Source organism: Citrobacter sp. Cy070 (assembly GCF_030332245.1).
Taxonomy (GTDB): Bacteria; Pseudomonadota; Gammaproteobacteria; order Enterobacterales; family Enterobacteriaceae; genus Citrobacter; species Citrobacter youngae.
In genome coordinates this window covers 273,138-287,802 of the sequence record NZ_JAOWIG010000089.1, presented here as the reverse complement: position 1 = coordinate 287,802, position 14,665 = coordinate 273,138, and the positions used below count along the sequence as shown (strand labels likewise).

15 protein-coding genes and 1 rRNA gene are annotated in these 14,665 nt (G+C 52.7%); 8 read left to right on the top strand and 8 right to left on the bottom strand.

Features of this window, described 5'->3' with window-relative positions; translation table 11 throughout:
• Window positions 1–10: 10 nt before the first annotated feature.
• Window positions 11–1,552 (bottom strand): 16S ribosomal RNA (locus OGY19_RS21155).
• A 366-nt stretch (window positions 1,553–1,918) separates the two neighbouring features.
• Window positions 1,919–2,485: a D-glycero-beta-D-manno-heptose 1,7-bisphosphate 7-phosphatase gene (gene gmhB, locus OGY19_RS21150; protein ID WP_115600940.1), complete on the bottom strand. Its 567-nt coding sequence runs from the start codon at window positions 2,483–2,485 to the stop codon at window positions 1,919–1,921.
• Between the two features lie 189 nt (window positions 2,486–2,674).
• Here gmhB and metN point away from each other — a divergent pair, with 189 nt between their 5' ends.
• From metN to proS, 6 genes are all read left to right on the top strand, one after another.
• Window positions 2,675–3,706, top strand: a complete 1,032-nt coding sequence (gene metN / locus OGY19_RS21145) for a methionine ABC transporter ATP-binding protein MetN (RefSeq protein ID WP_115600941.1) — start codon at window positions 2,675–2,677, stop codon at window positions 3,704–3,706.
• Window positions 3,699–4,352 (top strand): methionine ABC transporter permease MetI, encoded by a 654-nt coding sequence (locus tag OGY19_RS21140; RefSeq protein WP_006686810.1) that lies wholly within the window; start codon window positions 3,699–3,701, stop codon window positions 4,350–4,352. The genes metN and OGY19_RS21140 overlap by 8 nt, the downstream gene beginning before the upstream one ends.
• Window positions 4,353–4,396: 44 nt before the next feature.
• Window positions 4,397–5,212, top strand: coding sequence for a methionine ABC transporter substrate-binding lipoprotein MetQ (gene metQ, locus OGY19_RS21135; RefSeq protein WP_003829145.1), 816 nt, complete (start codon window positions 4,397–4,399; stop codon window positions 5,210–5,212).
• Between the two features lie 116 nt (window positions 5,213–5,328).
• Window positions 5,329–5,733: an envelope stress sensor lipoprotein RcsF gene (gene rcsF, locus OGY19_RS21130; protein ID WP_040230040.1), complete on the top strand. Its 405-nt coding sequence runs from the start codon at window positions 5,329–5,331 to the stop codon at window positions 5,731–5,733.
• Window positions 5,730–6,437 (top strand): tRNA (N6-threonylcarbamoyladenosine(37)-N6)-methyltransferase TrmO, encoded by a 708-nt coding sequence (gene tsaA, locus OGY19_RS21125; RefSeq protein WP_115600942.1) that lies wholly within the window; start codon window positions 5,730–5,732, stop codon window positions 6,435–6,437. Before rcsF ends, tsaA begins: the two co-directional genes overlap by 4 nt.
• Before the next feature lie 110 nt (window positions 6,438–6,547).
• Window positions 6,548–8,266: a proline--tRNA ligase gene (gene proS / locus OGY19_RS21120; protein ID WP_115600943.1), complete on the top strand. Its 1,719-nt coding sequence runs from the start codon at window positions 6,548–6,550 to the stop codon at window positions 8,264–8,266.
• Between the two features lie 43 nt (window positions 8,267–8,309).
• On the opposite strand, the gene nlpE is transcribed toward proS, so the two are convergent.
• The 3 genes from nlpE to OGY19_RS21105 are packed head-to-tail and all read right to left on the bottom strand — an operon-like array spanning window position 8,310 to window position 10,003.
• Window positions 8,310–9,008, bottom strand: coding sequence for an envelope stress response activation lipoprotein NlpE (gene nlpE, locus OGY19_RS21115; protein WP_085951559.1), 699 nt, complete (start codon window positions 9,006–9,008; stop codon window positions 8,310–8,312).
• Between the two features lie 30 nt (window positions 9,009–9,038).
• Window positions 9,039–9,461: an alternative ribosome rescue aminoacyl-tRNA hydrolase ArfB gene (arfB, locus tag OGY19_RS21110; protein WP_003018489.1), complete on the bottom strand. Its 423-nt coding sequence runs from the start codon at window positions 9,459–9,461 to the stop codon at window positions 9,039–9,041.
• Window positions 9,458–10,003, bottom strand: a complete 546-nt coding sequence (locus OGY19_RS21105) for a YaeQ family protein (RefSeq protein ID WP_003018497.1) — start codon at window positions 10,001–10,003, stop codon at window positions 9,458–9,460. The genes arfB and OGY19_RS21105 overlap by 4 nt, the downstream gene beginning before the upstream one ends.
• Window positions 10,004–10,191: 188 nt before the next feature.
• Here OGY19_RS21105 and OGY19_RS21100 point away from each other — a divergent pair, with 188 nt between their 5' ends.
• Both OGY19_RS21100 and rof read left to right on the top strand, forming a co-directional pair.
• A complete protein-coding gene (locus tag OGY19_RS21100) occupies window positions 10,192–10,392 on the top strand; it encodes a YaeP family protein (RefSeq protein ID WP_003018499.1) in 201 nt (66 codons plus the stop codon).
• A complete protein-coding gene (gene rof / locus OGY19_RS21095) occupies window positions 10,379–10,639 on the top strand; it encodes a Rho-binding antiterminator (RefSeq protein ID WP_003018503.1) in 261 nt (86 codons plus the stop codon). Before OGY19_RS21100 ends, rof begins: the two co-directional genes overlap by 14 nt.
• 62 nt (window positions 10,640–10,701) lie before the next feature.
• On the opposite strand, the gene tilS is transcribed toward rof, so the two are convergent.
• The 3 genes from tilS to ldcC all read right to left on the bottom strand — a co-directional run bounded on the left by tilS (window position 10,702) and on the right by ldcC (window position 14,650).
• Complete coding sequence (gene tilS / locus OGY19_RS21090) at window positions 10,702–11,994, bottom strand: tRNA lysidine(34) synthetase TilS (protein WP_115600944.1); 1,293 nt, start codon at window positions 11,992–11,994, stop codon at window positions 10,702–10,704.
• A gap of 61 nt (window positions 11,995–12,055) precedes the next feature.
• Window positions 12,056–12,445 carry a VOC family protein gene (locus OGY19_RS21085; protein ID WP_115600945.1) on the bottom strand — a complete coding sequence of 130 codons (390 nt, stop codon included), beginning with the start codon at window positions 12,443–12,445 and terminating at the stop codon, window positions 12,056–12,058.
• Window positions 12,446–12,511: 66 nt separating this feature from the next.
• Window positions 12,512–14,650, bottom strand: coding sequence for a lysine decarboxylase LdcC (gene ldcC / locus OGY19_RS21080; protein ID WP_115643867.1), 2,139 nt, complete (start codon window positions 14,648–14,650; stop codon window positions 12,512–12,514).
• Window positions 14,651–14,665: the final 15 nt, after the last annotated feature.

Genomic DNA, 14,665 nt, shown 5'->3' with positions numbered 1-14,665 from the left:
TTCTTTAAGGTAAGGAGGTGATCCAACCGCAGGTTCCCCTACGGTTACCTTGTTACGACTTCACCCCAGTCATGAATCACAAAGTGGTAAGCGCCCTCCCGAAGGTTAAGCTACCTACTTCTTTTGCAACCCACTCCCATGGTGTGACGGGCGGTGTGTACAAGGCCCGGGAACGTATTCACCGTGGCATTCTGATCCACGATTACTAGCGATTCCGACTTCATGGAGTCGAGTTGCAGACTCCAATCCGGACTACGACGCACTTTATGAGGTCCGCTTGCTCTCGCGAGGTCGCTTCTCTTTGTATGCGCCATTGTAGCACGTGTGTAGCCCTACTCGTAAGGGCCATGATGACTTGACGTCATCCCCACCTTCCTCCAGTTTATCACTGGCAGTCTCCTTTGAGTTCCCGACCGAATCGCTGGCAACAAAGGATAAGGGTTGCGCTCGTTGCGGGACTTAACCCAACATTTCACAACACGAGCTGACGACAGCCATGCAGCACCTGTCTCACGGTTCCCGAAGGCACCAAGCCATCTCTGGCAAGTTCCGTGGATGTCAAGAGTAGGTAAGGTTCTTCGCGTTGCATCGAATTAAACCACATGCTCCACCGCTTGTGCGGGCCCCCGTCAATTCATTTGAGTTTTAACCTTGCGGCCGTACTCCCCAGGCGGTCGACTTAACGCGTTAGCTCCGGAAGCCACGCCTCAAGGGCACAACCTCCAAGTCGACATCGTTTACGGCGTGGACTACCAGGGTATCTAATCCTGTTTGCTCCCCACGCTTTCGCACCTGAGCGTCAGTCTTTGTCCAGGGGGCCGCCTTCGCCACCGGTATTCCTCCAGATCTCTACGCATTTCACCGCTACACCTGGAATTCTACCCCCCTCTACAAGACTCTAGCCTGCCAGTTTCGGATGCAGTTCCCAGGTTGAGCCCGGGGATTTCACATCCGACTTGACAGACCGCCTGCGTGCGCTTTACGCCCAGTAATTCCGATTAACGCTTGCACCCTCCGTATTACCGCGGCTGCTGGCACGGAGTTAGCCGGTGCTTCTTCTGCGAGTAACGTCAATCACTAAGGTTATTAACCTTAATGCCTTCCTCCTCGCTGAAAGTACTTTACAACCCGAAGGCCTTCTTCATACACGCGGCATGGCTGCATCAGGCTTGCGCCCATTGTGCAATATTCCCCACTGCTGCCTCCCGTAGGAGTCTGGACCGTGTCTCAGTTCCAGTGTGGCTGGTCATCCTCTCAGACCAGCTAGGGATCGTCGCCTAGGTGAGCCGTTACCCCACCTACTAGCTAATCCCATCTGGGCACATCCGATGGCAAGAGGCCCGAAGGTCCCCCTCTTTGGTCTTGCGACGTTATGCGGTATTAGCTACCGTTTCCAGTAGTTATCCCCCTCCATCGGGCAGTTTCCCAGACATTACTCACCCGTCCGCCACTCGTCACCCAAGGAGCAAGCTCCTCTGTGCTACCGTTCGACTTGCATGTGTTAGGCCTGCCGCCAGCGTTCAATCTGAGCCATGATCAAACTCTTCAATTTAAGTTTGATGCTCGTGAATTAAACTTCGTAATGAATTACGTATGTTCACTCAGAGACTTGGTATTCATTTTTCGTCTTGCGACGTTAAGAATCCGTATCTTCGAGTGCCCACACAGATTGTCTGATAAATTGTTAAAGAGCAGTTGCGACGCGCTTTAGCGCTCTGTCGCGAGGTGGCGTATATTACGCTTTCCTCTTTCAGAGTCAACCCTCATTTTCAGGTTTTTCTCTTCAACCGACCCGGCTGTTTGTGTGAAGTGATTCACATCCGCCGTGTCGATGGAGGCGCATTATAGGGAGTCGACTCAGGAAGACAAGCGGAAAAATGCATTTTTGTTTCAACCGCTCACCTTTTATCCATAACGCTTACTTTTGCTGCTTTTTTATCGCCATTGGCAGGTCCGCCAGACTATTTAGCACTAAATCTGCCGCATTTTCTGCTTCCGGAGTGACTGGCTTGCCAGTGCGCACTAATACCTTCGTTCCTACATTTGCAGCTGTCGCCGCCTGCATATCTTCTATTTTATCGCCCACCATATAAGAAGCGGCCATATCGATGTGCAAGAAGTCTCGGGCGGAGATAAACATGCCAGGATGCGGTTTACGACAGTCGCAGACCTGACGATACTCTTCCACGGTACCCTGTGGGTGATGCGGGCAGTAGTAGATGCCATCCAGCTCAACATCTCGATCGGCCAGCGACCAGTCCATCCATTCGGTCAACGTTTCAAACTGCGCCTCAGTAAATTTACCACGCGCGATACCAGACTGGTTCGTCACAATAATGAGCGCATAACCCATCTTTTTAAGTTCACGCATGGCATCAATAACGCCGTCGATAAATTCGAATTCGTCGATCTCATGGACGTAACCGTGGTCCACATTAATAGTGCCGTCACGGTCGAGAAAAATTGCGGGTACAGATTTTGCCACCTTTTATAGCTCCTGAATAAGGCATGTGGCTCTAGTATCGCATGTTTCGGCGGGCAAGAAAGTGCTCATCGTGCAAAGCTAGATTGATTTAGACGTCTGGATGCCTTAACATCCATCTTGTTGACGGCGTCGACCGTCCCAGACAGACGAAAATGCCACGGCTAACTTAATTACGATAATAAATAACCAATGATTAAACTTTCGAATATCACCAAAGTGTTCCAGCAGGGGACTCGCACCATTCAGGCGCTAAACAATGTCAGCCTGCATGTTCCTGCCGGGCAGATTTATGGCGTTATTGGCGCCTCCGGTGCCGGTAAAAGTACGCTCATCCGCTGCGTAAACCTGCTCGAGCGCCCCACCGAAGGCAGTGTTCAGGTCGGCGACCAGGAGCTGACGACGCTATCTGAATCCGGGCTGACTAAAGCGCGCCGTCAAATTGGCATGATTTTCCAGCACTTTAACCTGCTCTCTTCCCGCACCGTGTTTGGCAACGTTGCGCTGCCGCTGGAACTGGATAACACACCAAAAGAAGAGATTAAACGCCGTGTAACAGAGCTGCTGGATTTAGTCGGTCTTGGCGACAAGCACGACAGCTACCCGGCCAACCTTTCCGGTGGACAAAAACAGCGTGTGGCGATCGCCCGTGCGCTGGCAAGTAATCCCAAAGTACTGCTGTGCGATGAAGCCACCAGCGCCCTTGACCCAGCAACAACCCGCTCGATTCTGGAATTGTTGAAAGACATTAACCGTCGCCTGGGTCTCACCATTCTGCTGATTACCCATGAGATGGACGTTGTAAAACGCATTTGTGACTGCGTCGCGGTCATCAGTAATGGCGAACTGATTGAGCAGGACACCGTCAGCGAAGTGTTCTCACACCCGAAAACACCACTGGCACAGAAATTTATTCAGTCCACGCTGCACCTGGATATCCCGGAAGATTATCTGGAACGGTTAAAAGCAGAGCCGCAAGCCGACAGCGTGCCGATGTTGCGTATGGAATTCACCGGCCATTCCGTTGATGCGCCATTACTCTCTGAGACGGCTCGCCGCTTTAACGTGAATAACAACATTATTAGCGCGCAGATGGATTACGCCGGCGGCGTGAAGTTCGGCATCATGCTGACTGAAATGCACGGCACACAGGAAGATACACAAGCAGCCATTAGCTGGTTGCAGGAACACCACGTAAAAGTAGAGGTACTGGGTTATGTCTGAGCCGATGATGTGGCTGCTGGTTCGCGGCGTATGGGAAACGCTGGCAATGACCTTTGTGTCCGGTTTTTTTGGTTTTGTGATTGGTCTGCCGGTTGGCGTGCTGTTGTACGTCACGCGCCCGGGGCAAATCATTGAGAATGCGAAGCTCTACCGTACGCTCTCTGCACTGGTGAACATTTTCCGTTCCATCCCGTTCATCATCTTATTGGTGTGGATGATTCCGTTCACCCGCATGATCGTAGGCACCTCTATCGGACTGCAGGCCGCTATCGTCCCGCTGACCGTCGGCGCCGCGCCATTTATTGCTCGTATGGTGGAAAACGCCCTGCTGGAAATCCCGACCGGGCTGATTGAAGCCTCACGTGCGATGGGCGCTACACCGCTGCAGATTGTTCGTAAGGTATTACTGCCAGAAGCGCTGCCAGGGCTGGTCAATGCGGCCACCATCACCCTCATCACGCTGGTTGGTTACTCGGCGATGGGCGGTGCTGTCGGTGCCGGTGGTCTTGGCCAGATTGGCTATCAGTATGGCTACATTGGGTATAACGCTACCGTAATGAATACAGTACTGGTATTGCTCGTCGTTCTGGTTTATTTAATTCAGTTATCTGGCGATCGCATCGTCCGGGTAGTCACGCACAAATAACGTTACACACAACACTAAAAACTCATTAAGAAAAGGAAATAAGCATGGCGTTCAAATTCAAAACCTTTGCGGCAGTTGGAGCCCTAATCGGTTCTCTGGCACTTGTGGGTTGTGGCCAGGATGAAAAAGATCCTAACCACATCAAAGTGGGTGTTATCGTTGGCGCAGAGCAGCAGGTTGCTGAAGTCGCCCAGAAAGTGGCTAAAGAAAAATACGGTCTGGACGTTGAGCTGGTCACGTTTAACGATTACGTTCTGCCTAACGAAGCGCTGAGCAAAGGCGATATCGATGCTAATGCCTTCCAGCACAAACCGTACCTGGATCAGCAGATCAAAGATCGTGGTTACAAACTGGTTGCCGTAGGTAATACCTTTGTTTATCCGATTGCAGGTTACTCCAAAAAAATCAAATCACTGGATGAACTGCAGGATGGCTCTCAGGTCGCTATTCCAAACGACCCGACTAACCTCGGCCGTTCCCTGCTACTGCTGCAGAAAGTCGGTTTGATTAAACTGAAAGATGGCGTTGGCCTTCTGCCGACCGCGCTGGACGTGATTGAAAACCCGAAAAACCTGAAGCTGGTTGAACTGGAAGCGCCGCAGTTGCCACGCTCACTGGATGACGCGCAAATCGCGCTGGCAGTCATCAACACCACCTATGCCAGCCAGATCGGCCTGACGCCAGCAAAAGACGGTATCTTTGTTGAAGATAAAGATTCTCCGTACGTAAACCTGATCGTGACGCGTGAAGACAATAAAGATGCTGAGAACGTGAAGAAATTCGTTGAAGCATACCAGTCAGACGAAGTTTACGAAGCGGCAAACAAAGTCTTCAACGGCGGTGCTGTTAAAGGCTGGTAATTTTAGGCTGTTTTCACAATCTGTAATATCATCAGGACGGGCGCTTGCCCGTCTTGTCATTTATGCAAGCACCTGATTCAATATCTGACGTTTAGATCATTCATTGAGGAAATATTATGCGTGCTTTACCGATCTGTTTAGTAGCACTCATGCTGAGCGGCTGTTCTATGTTAAGCAGATCCCCTGTTGAACCCGTTCAAAGCACCGCTACCCCGCCAAAAGCGGAGCCGGAAAAACCAAAAGCACCGCGCGCGACGCCGGTAAGAATCATCACTAACGCTGAAGATTTAGTGGGCAAACCGTTCCGCGATCTCGGCGAAGTCAGCGGCGAATCCTGCCAGGCATCCAACCAGGATTCCCCGCCGAGCATTCCAACCGCACGCAAACGCATGCAGATTAACGCCTCTAAAATGAAAGCAAATGCGGTATTGCTGCACAGCTGCGAAGTAACCAGCGGGACGCCGGGCTGCTATCGTCAGGCAGTTTGCATCGGTTCTGCTCTGAACATTTCGTCTAAATGAGTCATTTTCAGTTCGAGCAAATAGGCGTTATCCGCTCTCCTTATAAAGAAAAGTTCGCTGTGCCGCGCCAGCCAGGTCTGGTGAAAAGCGCCTGCGGTGAACTGCATTTGCTCGCACCTTATAACCAGGCCGATGCCGTTCGCGGCCTGGAAGCATTCAGCCATTTGTGGGTGATTTTTGTTTTTCATCAGACAATGGAAGGTGGATGGCGTCCAACCGTGCGCCCACCCCGTCTGGGCGGTAACGCCAGAATGGGCGTCTTTGCCACGCGTTCGACCTTTCGTCCTAACCCTGTCGGTATGTCGCTGGTTGAGTTAAAAGAAATTGTCTGCCACAAAGAGAGCGTCATTCTGAAACTGGGTAGTCTGGACCTGGTCGACGGAACGCCGGTGGTCGACATCAAACCTTATCTGCCATTTGCAGAAGCACTGCCTGACGCCACTGCCAGCTACGCGCAGCATGCGCCGGTTGCCGAAATGGCGGTAAGTTTCACTACAGAGGTTGAACAACAGCTCCTGACGCTGGAAAAACGTTATCCATTGCTGAAAACATTTATCGGCGAAGTACTGGCACAGGACCCACGTCCTGCGTATCGTAAGGGTGAAGAGACAGGCAAAACATATGCCGTCTGGCTACACGATTTCAACGTGCGCTGGCGCGTAACGGAAGAAGGTTTTGAAGTCTTTGCGCTTGAACCCCGCTAATTTCGTGCCCTTCTCTTTTGACATCCCTTTCTCGCTGGTAAACTAAACCACTTTTTTTGTGTCAGGCTGGCATCCAGCCTGTTCGATCGTTCAACTGGAACCGTAACAACATGCGTACTAGCCAATATCTGCTCTCCACTCTGAAGGAGACACCTGCCGACGCCGAAGTCATCAGCCACCAGCTGATGCTGCGCGCCGGGATGATCCGCAAGCTGGCCTCCGGGTTATACACCTGGCTGCCGACCGGCGTGCGCGTCCTGAAAAAAGTCGAAAACATCGTGCGTGAAGAAATGAACAACGCCGGTGCGATCGAGGTGTTGATGCCGGTCGTTCAGCCTTCTGAACTGTGGGAAGAGAGCGGTCGTTGGGAACAGTACGGCCCGGAACTGCTGCGTATCGCAGACCGTGGCGATCGTTCATTCGTACTCGGCCCAACGCATGAAGAAGTCATCACCGACCTGATCCGTAATGAGCTGAGCTCTTACAAACAGCTGCCGCTGAACTTCTATCAGATCCAGACGAAATTCCGTGACGAAGTTCGCCCACGATTCGGCGTGATGCGTTCCCGCGAATTCCTGATGAAAGATGCGTACTCTTTCCATACTTCTCAGGAATCTCTGCAGGAAACTTACGACGCGATGTATGCCGCGTACAGCAAAATCTTTAGCCGTATGGGCCTGGATTTCCGCGCAGTACAGGCTGATACCGGATCTATTGGCGGCAGCGCCTCTCACGAATTCCAGGTACTGGCACAGAGCGGCGAAGATGACGTTGTATTCTCCGACAGCTCCGATTTTGCTGCCAACATCGAATTTGCTGAAGCCGTTGCGCCGAAAGAACCCCGCGCAGCCGCCACTCAGGAAATGACGCTGGTTGACACACCGAATGCGAAAACTATCGCGGAACTGGTTGAGCAGTTTAATCTGCCAATTGAAAAAACCGTGAAAACCCTGCTGGTGAAAGCGGTTGAAGGCAGCAGCTACCCGCTGGTCGCCCTGCTGGTTCGTGGCGATCACGAGCTGAACGAAGTCAAAGCGGAAAAACTGCCGCAGGTTGCCAGCCCGCTGACCTTTGCCACCGAAGAAGAAATTCGTGCGCTGGTAAAAGCAGGCCCTGGCTCGCTCGGTCCGGTGAATATGCCAATTCCGGTGGTTATCGACCGTACCGTTGCAGTGATGAGCGATTTCGCTGCCGGTGCCAACATCGACGGTAAACACTATTTCGGTATCAACTGGGACCGCGATGTAGTTACCCCGGAAGTTGCAGACATCCGTAACGTGGTCGCCGGCGACCCGAGCCCGGACGGCAAAGGTACGCTGATGATCAAACGCGGTATCGAAGTCGGCCACATCTTCCAGTTGGGTACCAAGTACTCTGAAGCGATGAAAGCCGCCGTACAGGGCGAAGATGGTCGTAACCAGATCCTGACCATGGGTTGCTACGGTATCGGGGTCACTCGCGTGGTTGCTGCTGCTATCGAACAGAACTATGACGATCGCGGCATCGTATGGCCAGACGCCATTGCCCCGTTCCAGGTCGCGATTTTGCCGATGAACATGCACAAGTCCTACCGCGTGCAGGAGCTGGCTGAAAAACTGTACGCTGAGCTGCGCGCTCAGGGCATTGAAGTGCTGATGGACGACCGTAAAGAGCGTCCGGGCGTGATGTTTGCCGATATGGAACTGATCGGTATTCCGCACACTATCGTGCTGGGCGACCGTAACCTCGACAACGACGATATCGAATACAAATACCGTCGTAACGGCGAGAAAGAGCTGATTAAAACCGGCGACATCGTCGACTTCCTGGTCAAAGCCATTAAAGGCTAATACCGGCACAAGGCCCTGATTATCAGGGCCTTTTTTCTATCGATTAATTACACGCTTTACCGGGGATAAATTTCGCGTCTTTATCCGCCATCAACGTTTTCACTTTCTCACCCGTATCCGGGTTTGACTCCAGCGTGAAATGCGCCTCAAGCGTCAGCAATACGGACTGTCCGTTTTCCGCACGCGCAGCTAAATAGTCACGTTCAAGCTGAGCGTTATTCGCCACCGGCATCCGTTTACCCGTTGCGCAGTCGGTAAAGATTGCCGCGTCAGCCATATAGAAATACATGCCTCGCATCGGCATTGGCGTCACCGGTAAGCTGGCGGAAACCGGCTGGAGCGTGTAGTTAAACTGTGACTCAATCGGGTTACCTTCACGATCGAGCATTTCCAGCGCCTCGCCTTTAGCCCGGTAGTACGACTTTTCACCTTTGCTGTCAGTCAGCACCAGCTTGTCGGCAGTGCGCGCCCATGTGCCATAAGAGGCAAACGAAGACGGTTCATCCCGCACGCCCTGATAACGTTCGTTCATCACCCATGTACCGTCTTTTTCCAGAAACAGAGAGGTTTCAATCCCTTCACAGTCCGCGCAAGGTAAGATGCCACGCCAGCTTTGCTGCATCGGTTTTAATTCTGCCGCCCGCGTCGGCTGTAGTACTTCAACTTCAGTACGGTTATTACAGCCGATCAAGGAAAAAAGCGTGCATGCAGCGACTACGGACAATATTGCTGTTTTCACTATCAATTCCTTATAAATTTTTATTCCTGCTCGTCAGTCTTGCGTTCGACGAACTCTCCCACGCAGTGCTTTCACTGTGGATTTTTGCGCCTTCGATGACAACCTGCGCTCTTTCGAGGCGCGTGTAGGGCGAGTTGCCTGTCGGCTTTTTTGCACTGCGGTTAATTCTTTTATCACCGCTACCAGCCGGGAGATAGCCGCTTCCCGATTAAGTTCCTGGCTACGGTATTCCTGCGCCTTAATGATAATAACGCCATCACCGCTAATCAGATGATGGCTGGCGGCAAGCAGACGTTCCTTGTAATACTCTGGCAGGCCAGAGGCCCGAATGTCAAAGCGCAGATGGATAGCCGTCGAGGTCTTGTTAACGTGCTGACCGCCCGCGCCCTGCGCCCGAATCGCCGTGATTTCCAGCTCATTATCAGGGATAGAGACGTTTCGGGAGATAACAATCATGAACGCGGCTGCCACGCGGTCAGATGAATTTCCAGATTGTTCTGAGAGTCAGACAGCCAGATAGCACCGTCCTGGATAGTTGCCTGCAGCGCCATTGTACGACCTGCAAAATCACTCAGTTGCGCCAGTTGTTCATCATCCAGATACCACACGGTCAGATTTTTAAACTGCGCGCACTTGTTCTGATTTTGCTGCCACCAGATCTGAGCCGCACGGCTGTTGTAAGCAAACAGGGCAACCTCTCCAGACTGGGTACAGGCTTTTTTAATACGGCGCTCATCCGGCAGACCCAGCTCAATCCAGAGATCGATACCCAGATGGTCGTTACGCAGCCATGCTTCAGGCTCGTCTTCCGCACTCAGGCCACGCGTGAACTGCAGCCGTTCATCGGCATATTTGATCCAGGCCAGCAGGCGCAACATCATGCGCTCCTGGGTTTCAGAGGGGTGACGCGCCAGCGTCAAGGCCGCGTCAAGGAACTGGTTGCGGTCAAGATCCGCTACGTTGACGACGGCTTTATAAATTGTCGCTTTAAGCGCCATGAGAGAACTCCTTTCGAATCAGGCGCACATTGTAGCGAAAACTGCGGCAAAAGGCTGCTAACTGCTCCTCTATCAAGGCGCTGATATTGCTTGAATGAGTATGGTATAGTCACCTTGCTAAACAGAGTTTATCTTCGTAGGCTTAGACTTGCATCCACGGTTAAGTCAGAGTGCTGACAGGAGGGCATGTGGAAAAATATTGTGAGTTAATACGCAAGCGGTACGCGGAAATCGCCAGCGGAGACTTAGGGTATATCCCGGATGCGCTGGGTTGCGTATTGAAGGTGCTTAATGAAGTGGCGGCAGACAGCGCCCTTCCAGAGTCGGTCAGGGAAAAAGCGGCGTATGCTGCCGCGAACTTACTGGTGAGCGATTATGTCAATGAATGAAACGTATCAACCCATCAACTGCGATGATTACGACAATCTTGAACTCGCCTGCCAGCACCATTTGTTACTGACGCTGGCGCTAAAAGATGGCGAAGTTTTGCAGGCGAAAGCGAACGACCTGGTTTCACGCAAAAACGTGGAGTATCTGGTCGCAGATGTCGCAGGTGAAACCCGGGAGCTTCGTCTCGACAAAATTGCCAGCTTCAGCCACCCGCAGATCGGTACCGTGGTGGTCAGCGAATCTTAACTTTTTTCGCCTTATCCGGCCTACTTTCCATGTGATACGTAGGCCTGTTAAGCGCAACACCATCAGGCATGCCATACCAGACTCACGCCTTCTTCGCCTTCCGCCGCCCCCTCACGCGTCACGAAAACACCCGCAGCCGCAATCAACGTTTCGCCGTAAAACAGCAGCGGTGTGATATCTCGTCGCCAGGGTGGGATCCCCTGCTCCTGCCAGATTTTCTTTAATTTCCGTCCGCCGTTACGCCCGACAATATGCAATACCCCTGGCGCTTTAAAACGGATACTGACGACTTCATCCGCTTGCGGCAAGCGCAAATCACCCGCAGAGATTAACTGAACCGAACCCAATCCGGCAGGCAGCGCCAACGGTGTTTTCCACTCTAACCACGGGATAACAGTTTCGCTTTGCCCATCGACTGACTTCACCCACCACAGCTGTGACTGATAACGACGGACCTCGTACTCCCCGAGGCGAAAACTTGGTGACGCATCTTCCCGCGCCAGCGCCACTTCCTGCCAGATACGTTCCAGCCCATCACGGGAAGGCATCGGCGCATTTAACCCCGCCAGCCAGCGACGAAGCAGCGCGGCACGCCGCACGCCGCTCATCATCATTAATGGCGTCAGTAACAGTGTTCCGTGGGATGTGATGCAATCGGCTAAATCGCTGGCCAGCAGTTCATCCAGTAAACTCTCCTGCTCAGCGCACAGCGCAGCGCTGCGGGCAACGGCTTGCGCGAAGTGCGGCCAGCGCTGTTGGAGCAATGGGGTAACGCGCAATCTGAGGAAATTGCGATCGTAGGTATCATCCTGATTGCTTTCATCTTCAATCCAGCATAATTCATGCTGCCGTGCCCATGCTTCAAGCGCCTCTCGCGTTTGCGCCAGCAGCGGTCGAATCAGCTGGGTTCCGGCAAACGGAGAGCTTTCCCCCATGGCGGAAAGTCCGGCAGGACCACTGCCGCGCTTAAGCGCCAGCAGAAAGGTTTCACACTGGTCATCGAGATGCTGTGCGGTCATCAGCACCTCGCCCGGTAGTAAGGTCTGCGCAAACGCCTGATAGCGCGCGCGTCGCGCCTGGGCTTCGATGCCCAGACCATCATCCTCAAGGTGTACCCGCTCAACCACAAGCGACACCTGCCACTGCGCGCATACCGACTCACAGTGCTGTACCCAACTGTCTGCGTGTGGGCTTAATCCGTGATGAATGTGGATTGCGCGTAAAGCAACATCAGGATGCAGCGCTCGCCACTGCACCAACTGATGCAGCAATACGGTGGAATCCAGCCCGCCGCTAAAGGCGACCAGAATCGATTGAGAATTCAGCAGCGAAGTGTTCAGCGTGAGTGTCGTCATGATGGTTACTTACAATGGCATTGCCCGGCACGTTACCGGGCTAACGCCACAATGACAAGCCTTACAGCTCGTATAGTTCGAGGGGTAATCCGTCCGGATCGTTAAAAAATGTGAAACGTTTGCCGGTAAACGGATCGATACGCACGGATTCACACTTCACGTGGTGAGCTTCCAGATGCGCGATCGACTTTTCCACATTCTCCACGCTGAACGCCAGATGACGCAAACCGCAGGCTTCCGGTCGGCTCGGACGGCAAGGTGGAAACGGGAAAGAAAAAAGCTCAATCACATACTGGCCGTTCAATGCCAGATCGCCTTTCCAGGAGTCACGCTCTTCCCGGTAGGCTTCGCTCATTAACGTGAAACCTAATACATCGCAGTAAAATGCCTTACTCACCGCGTAGTCCGTCGCAATAATGGCAATATGGTGAACCTGTTTTAATCCCAGCATAGCGTCATCGCCTCTTTCATTTTTCTGTCAGAACGTTACTCGAACGTCTTGGGGTCAGGCAAGTCGTTATGCCATTTTTAAGACTCTCACGCGATACAGGCCATCCTCGCCCAGTTTAGCGCCATGGATATCGGTTTCAAATCCAGGGTAGCGCTGCCCTACCGAGCACAGCATCAGAAGAAAATCGAGGACAGCCCGGCTTTTGGCCGTGATCATTTCCCCGGGCATCAGCAGCGGCACACCGGGAGGATAAGGCAGGATCATATTGGCAGAAACGCGTCCTACCAGTTGATCAAGTGCTACCGTTTCGACCTCACCTTTGATCTGCCGCTGCCAGGCCTGGTGTGGCGTCATTTTCATTTCCGGCAAGGTATCAAATGCCCGCAGCATCAGCCCGGAGAGATCGTGCTGGCGGATCAACTGATGGATCCCCTGCGCCAGATCCTGAATACGCATATTGCGATAGAAATCGGGATCTTCAGCATACAGATCCGGCAGCATATTTTTCACACGTAAATTCAGATCGTATGAGCGCTTAAATTCCGTCAGGCCACGAAGCAGCCCCATCGCCCGGGTTTTATCAATACCAATGCTGAACAGGAACAACAGGTTATACGGTCCCGTCTTCTCGACTACGACGCCGCGTTCATCAAGGAATTTCGCCACCAGCGCTGCGGGGATCCCCTCTTCGCTCATATTTCCCTGTTCATCCATTCCCGGTGTCAGAATGGTCACTTTCACCGGGTCGAGGAACATGTGGTCGGCGTCAGCATCGACAAATCCGTGCCAGTCTTCACCTGGCGCTACCGGCCAGCACTCTGCTTCATCCACCCTTTCCGGCTGCCAGATGTCAAAGAACCAGCCATCTGACTCTTCGCGTAGCCGCTGCACTTCTTTACGGAAATGCAGCGCCCGTTCCACCGAACGATTGATTAACCGCTTGCCTGAATTGCCACGCAGCATTGCCGCCGCCGTTTCTATCGACGCCACTATCGGATAGCTCGGAGACGTAGAGGTGTGCATCATAAAGGCTTCGTTGAACGTGTCTTCATCATAGTCGCCCTTAATGTGGATCAGCGAAGCCTGTGACAACGCCGCCAGCATCTTGTGGGTGGACTGGGTTTCAAAAATCACCTTTCCCGGAACCCGTTCGCCGCTCATCCCGCTTTTCCCCTGATAGATCGGATGAAAATGGGTATACGGCACCCAGGCTGAATCAAAATGGATGGAGGGCACATCCAGCGTTTGTTTGATCCAGTTGGTGTTATACAACAGGCCATCATAGGTGGAGTTGGTGATCACCGCGTGGACCGGCCATTGCGCCTGATTGGTTTCCTCAACTTTGCGTTCAATACTTGCGTGGGTAAATTCCCGACGGGGTATACCGCCGAGGATCCCCAGCGCGTTACGCGTAGGCTTCAGCCAGATTGGCACCACATCACTCATCATCAGCAAATGCGCCAGTGACTTATGGCAGTTGCGGTCAATCAGGAGCGTACTGCCTGCAGGTGCAGCATACATGCCGACAATCTTGTTCGATGTCGAGGTGCCGTTGGTCACCATATAGCTCTGCTCGGCACCAAAGGTGCGTGCGATGTATTCCTCTGCTTCCAGATGCGGACCGGTATGATCCAGCAACGAGCCCAGCTCGGTCACCGAAATGGACACGTCGGCTTTCAGCGTATTACCGCCAAAGAAATCATAGAACAGGCAGCCGACAGGACTTTTCTGGTACGCCGTTCCCGCCATGTGCCCAGGCGTGCAGAAGGTATACTTCCCTTCCTTCACATAGGTAAACAGCGCTTTGGTAAAAGGTGGCGTAATGTTGTCGAGATATTCATTGGTGTACTGGCGAATACGCGTAGCAATATCGTCAGACTGGCCCAATGCGTACTCAAAGAACCACAGCGCCATGCGCAGGTCGTGTGCGCTGACATCCATCGTCGAATGGGTATTAATAAAGGCGTAGAGCGGGAGATACTCATTGAGCTGATTGATGTCACTGCACAGATCCAGACTGTATTCATCCCAGTCAAAAATGACGCCGCAAATTCGCGGGTTATGCTCGATAAACTTCAGCAGGTCGACGCTATTCTGCGGCCAGATAATCTGAAATCCCTGCTGCTGCAGCGCACGTTCAAGTTCCTTGATGGGCTCATCTTTATAAAAGACGCCATGCGGTCCCATGATGGCAATGATATTCATGCGTTCCTCCTGGAA

Coding starts and splice junctions, on each gene's coding strand:
- proS (WP_115600943.1), top strand. CDS start 6,548: ATGCGTACTAGCCAATATCTGCTCTCCACTCTGAAGGAGACACCTGCC.
- ldcC (WP_115643867.1), bottom strand. CDS start 14,650: ATGAATATCATTGCCATCATGGGACCGCATGGCGTCTTTTATAAAGAT.
- OGY19_RS21085 (WP_115600945.1), bottom strand. CDS start 12,445: ATGCTGGGATTAAAACAGGTTCACCATATTGCCATTATTGCGACGGAC.
- tilS (WP_115600944.1), bottom strand. CDS start 11,994: ATGACGACACTCACGCTGAACACTTCGCTGCTGAATTCTCAATCGATT.
- rof (WP_003018503.1), top strand. CDS start 10,379: ATGTCAATGAATGAAACGTATCAACCCATCAACTGCGATGATTACGAC.
- metN (WP_115600941.1), top strand. CDS start 2,675: ATGATTAAACTTTCGAATATCACCAAAGTGTTCCAGCAGGGGACTCGC.
- rcsF (WP_040230040.1), top strand. CDS start 5,329: ATGCGTGCTTTACCGATCTGTTTAGTAGCACTCATGCTGAGCGGCTGT.
- arfB (WP_003018489.1), bottom strand. CDS start 9,461: ATGATTGTTATCTCCCGAAACGTCTCTATCCCTGATAATGAGCTGGAA.
- metQ (WP_003829145.1), top strand. CDS start 4,397: ATGGCGTTCAAATTCAAAACCTTTGCGGCAGTTGGAGCCCTAATCGGT.
- OGY19_RS21140 (WP_006686810.1), top strand. CDS start 3,699: ATGTCTGAGCCGATGATGTGGCTGCTGGTTCGCGGCGTATGGGAAACG.
- tsaA (WP_115600942.1), top strand. CDS start 5,730: ATGAGTCATTTTCAGTTCGAGCAAATAGGCGTTATCCGCTCTCCTTAT.
- OGY19_RS21105 (WP_003018497.1), bottom strand. CDS start 10,003: ATGGCGCTTAAAGCGACAATTTATAAAGCCGTCGTCAACGTAGCGGAT.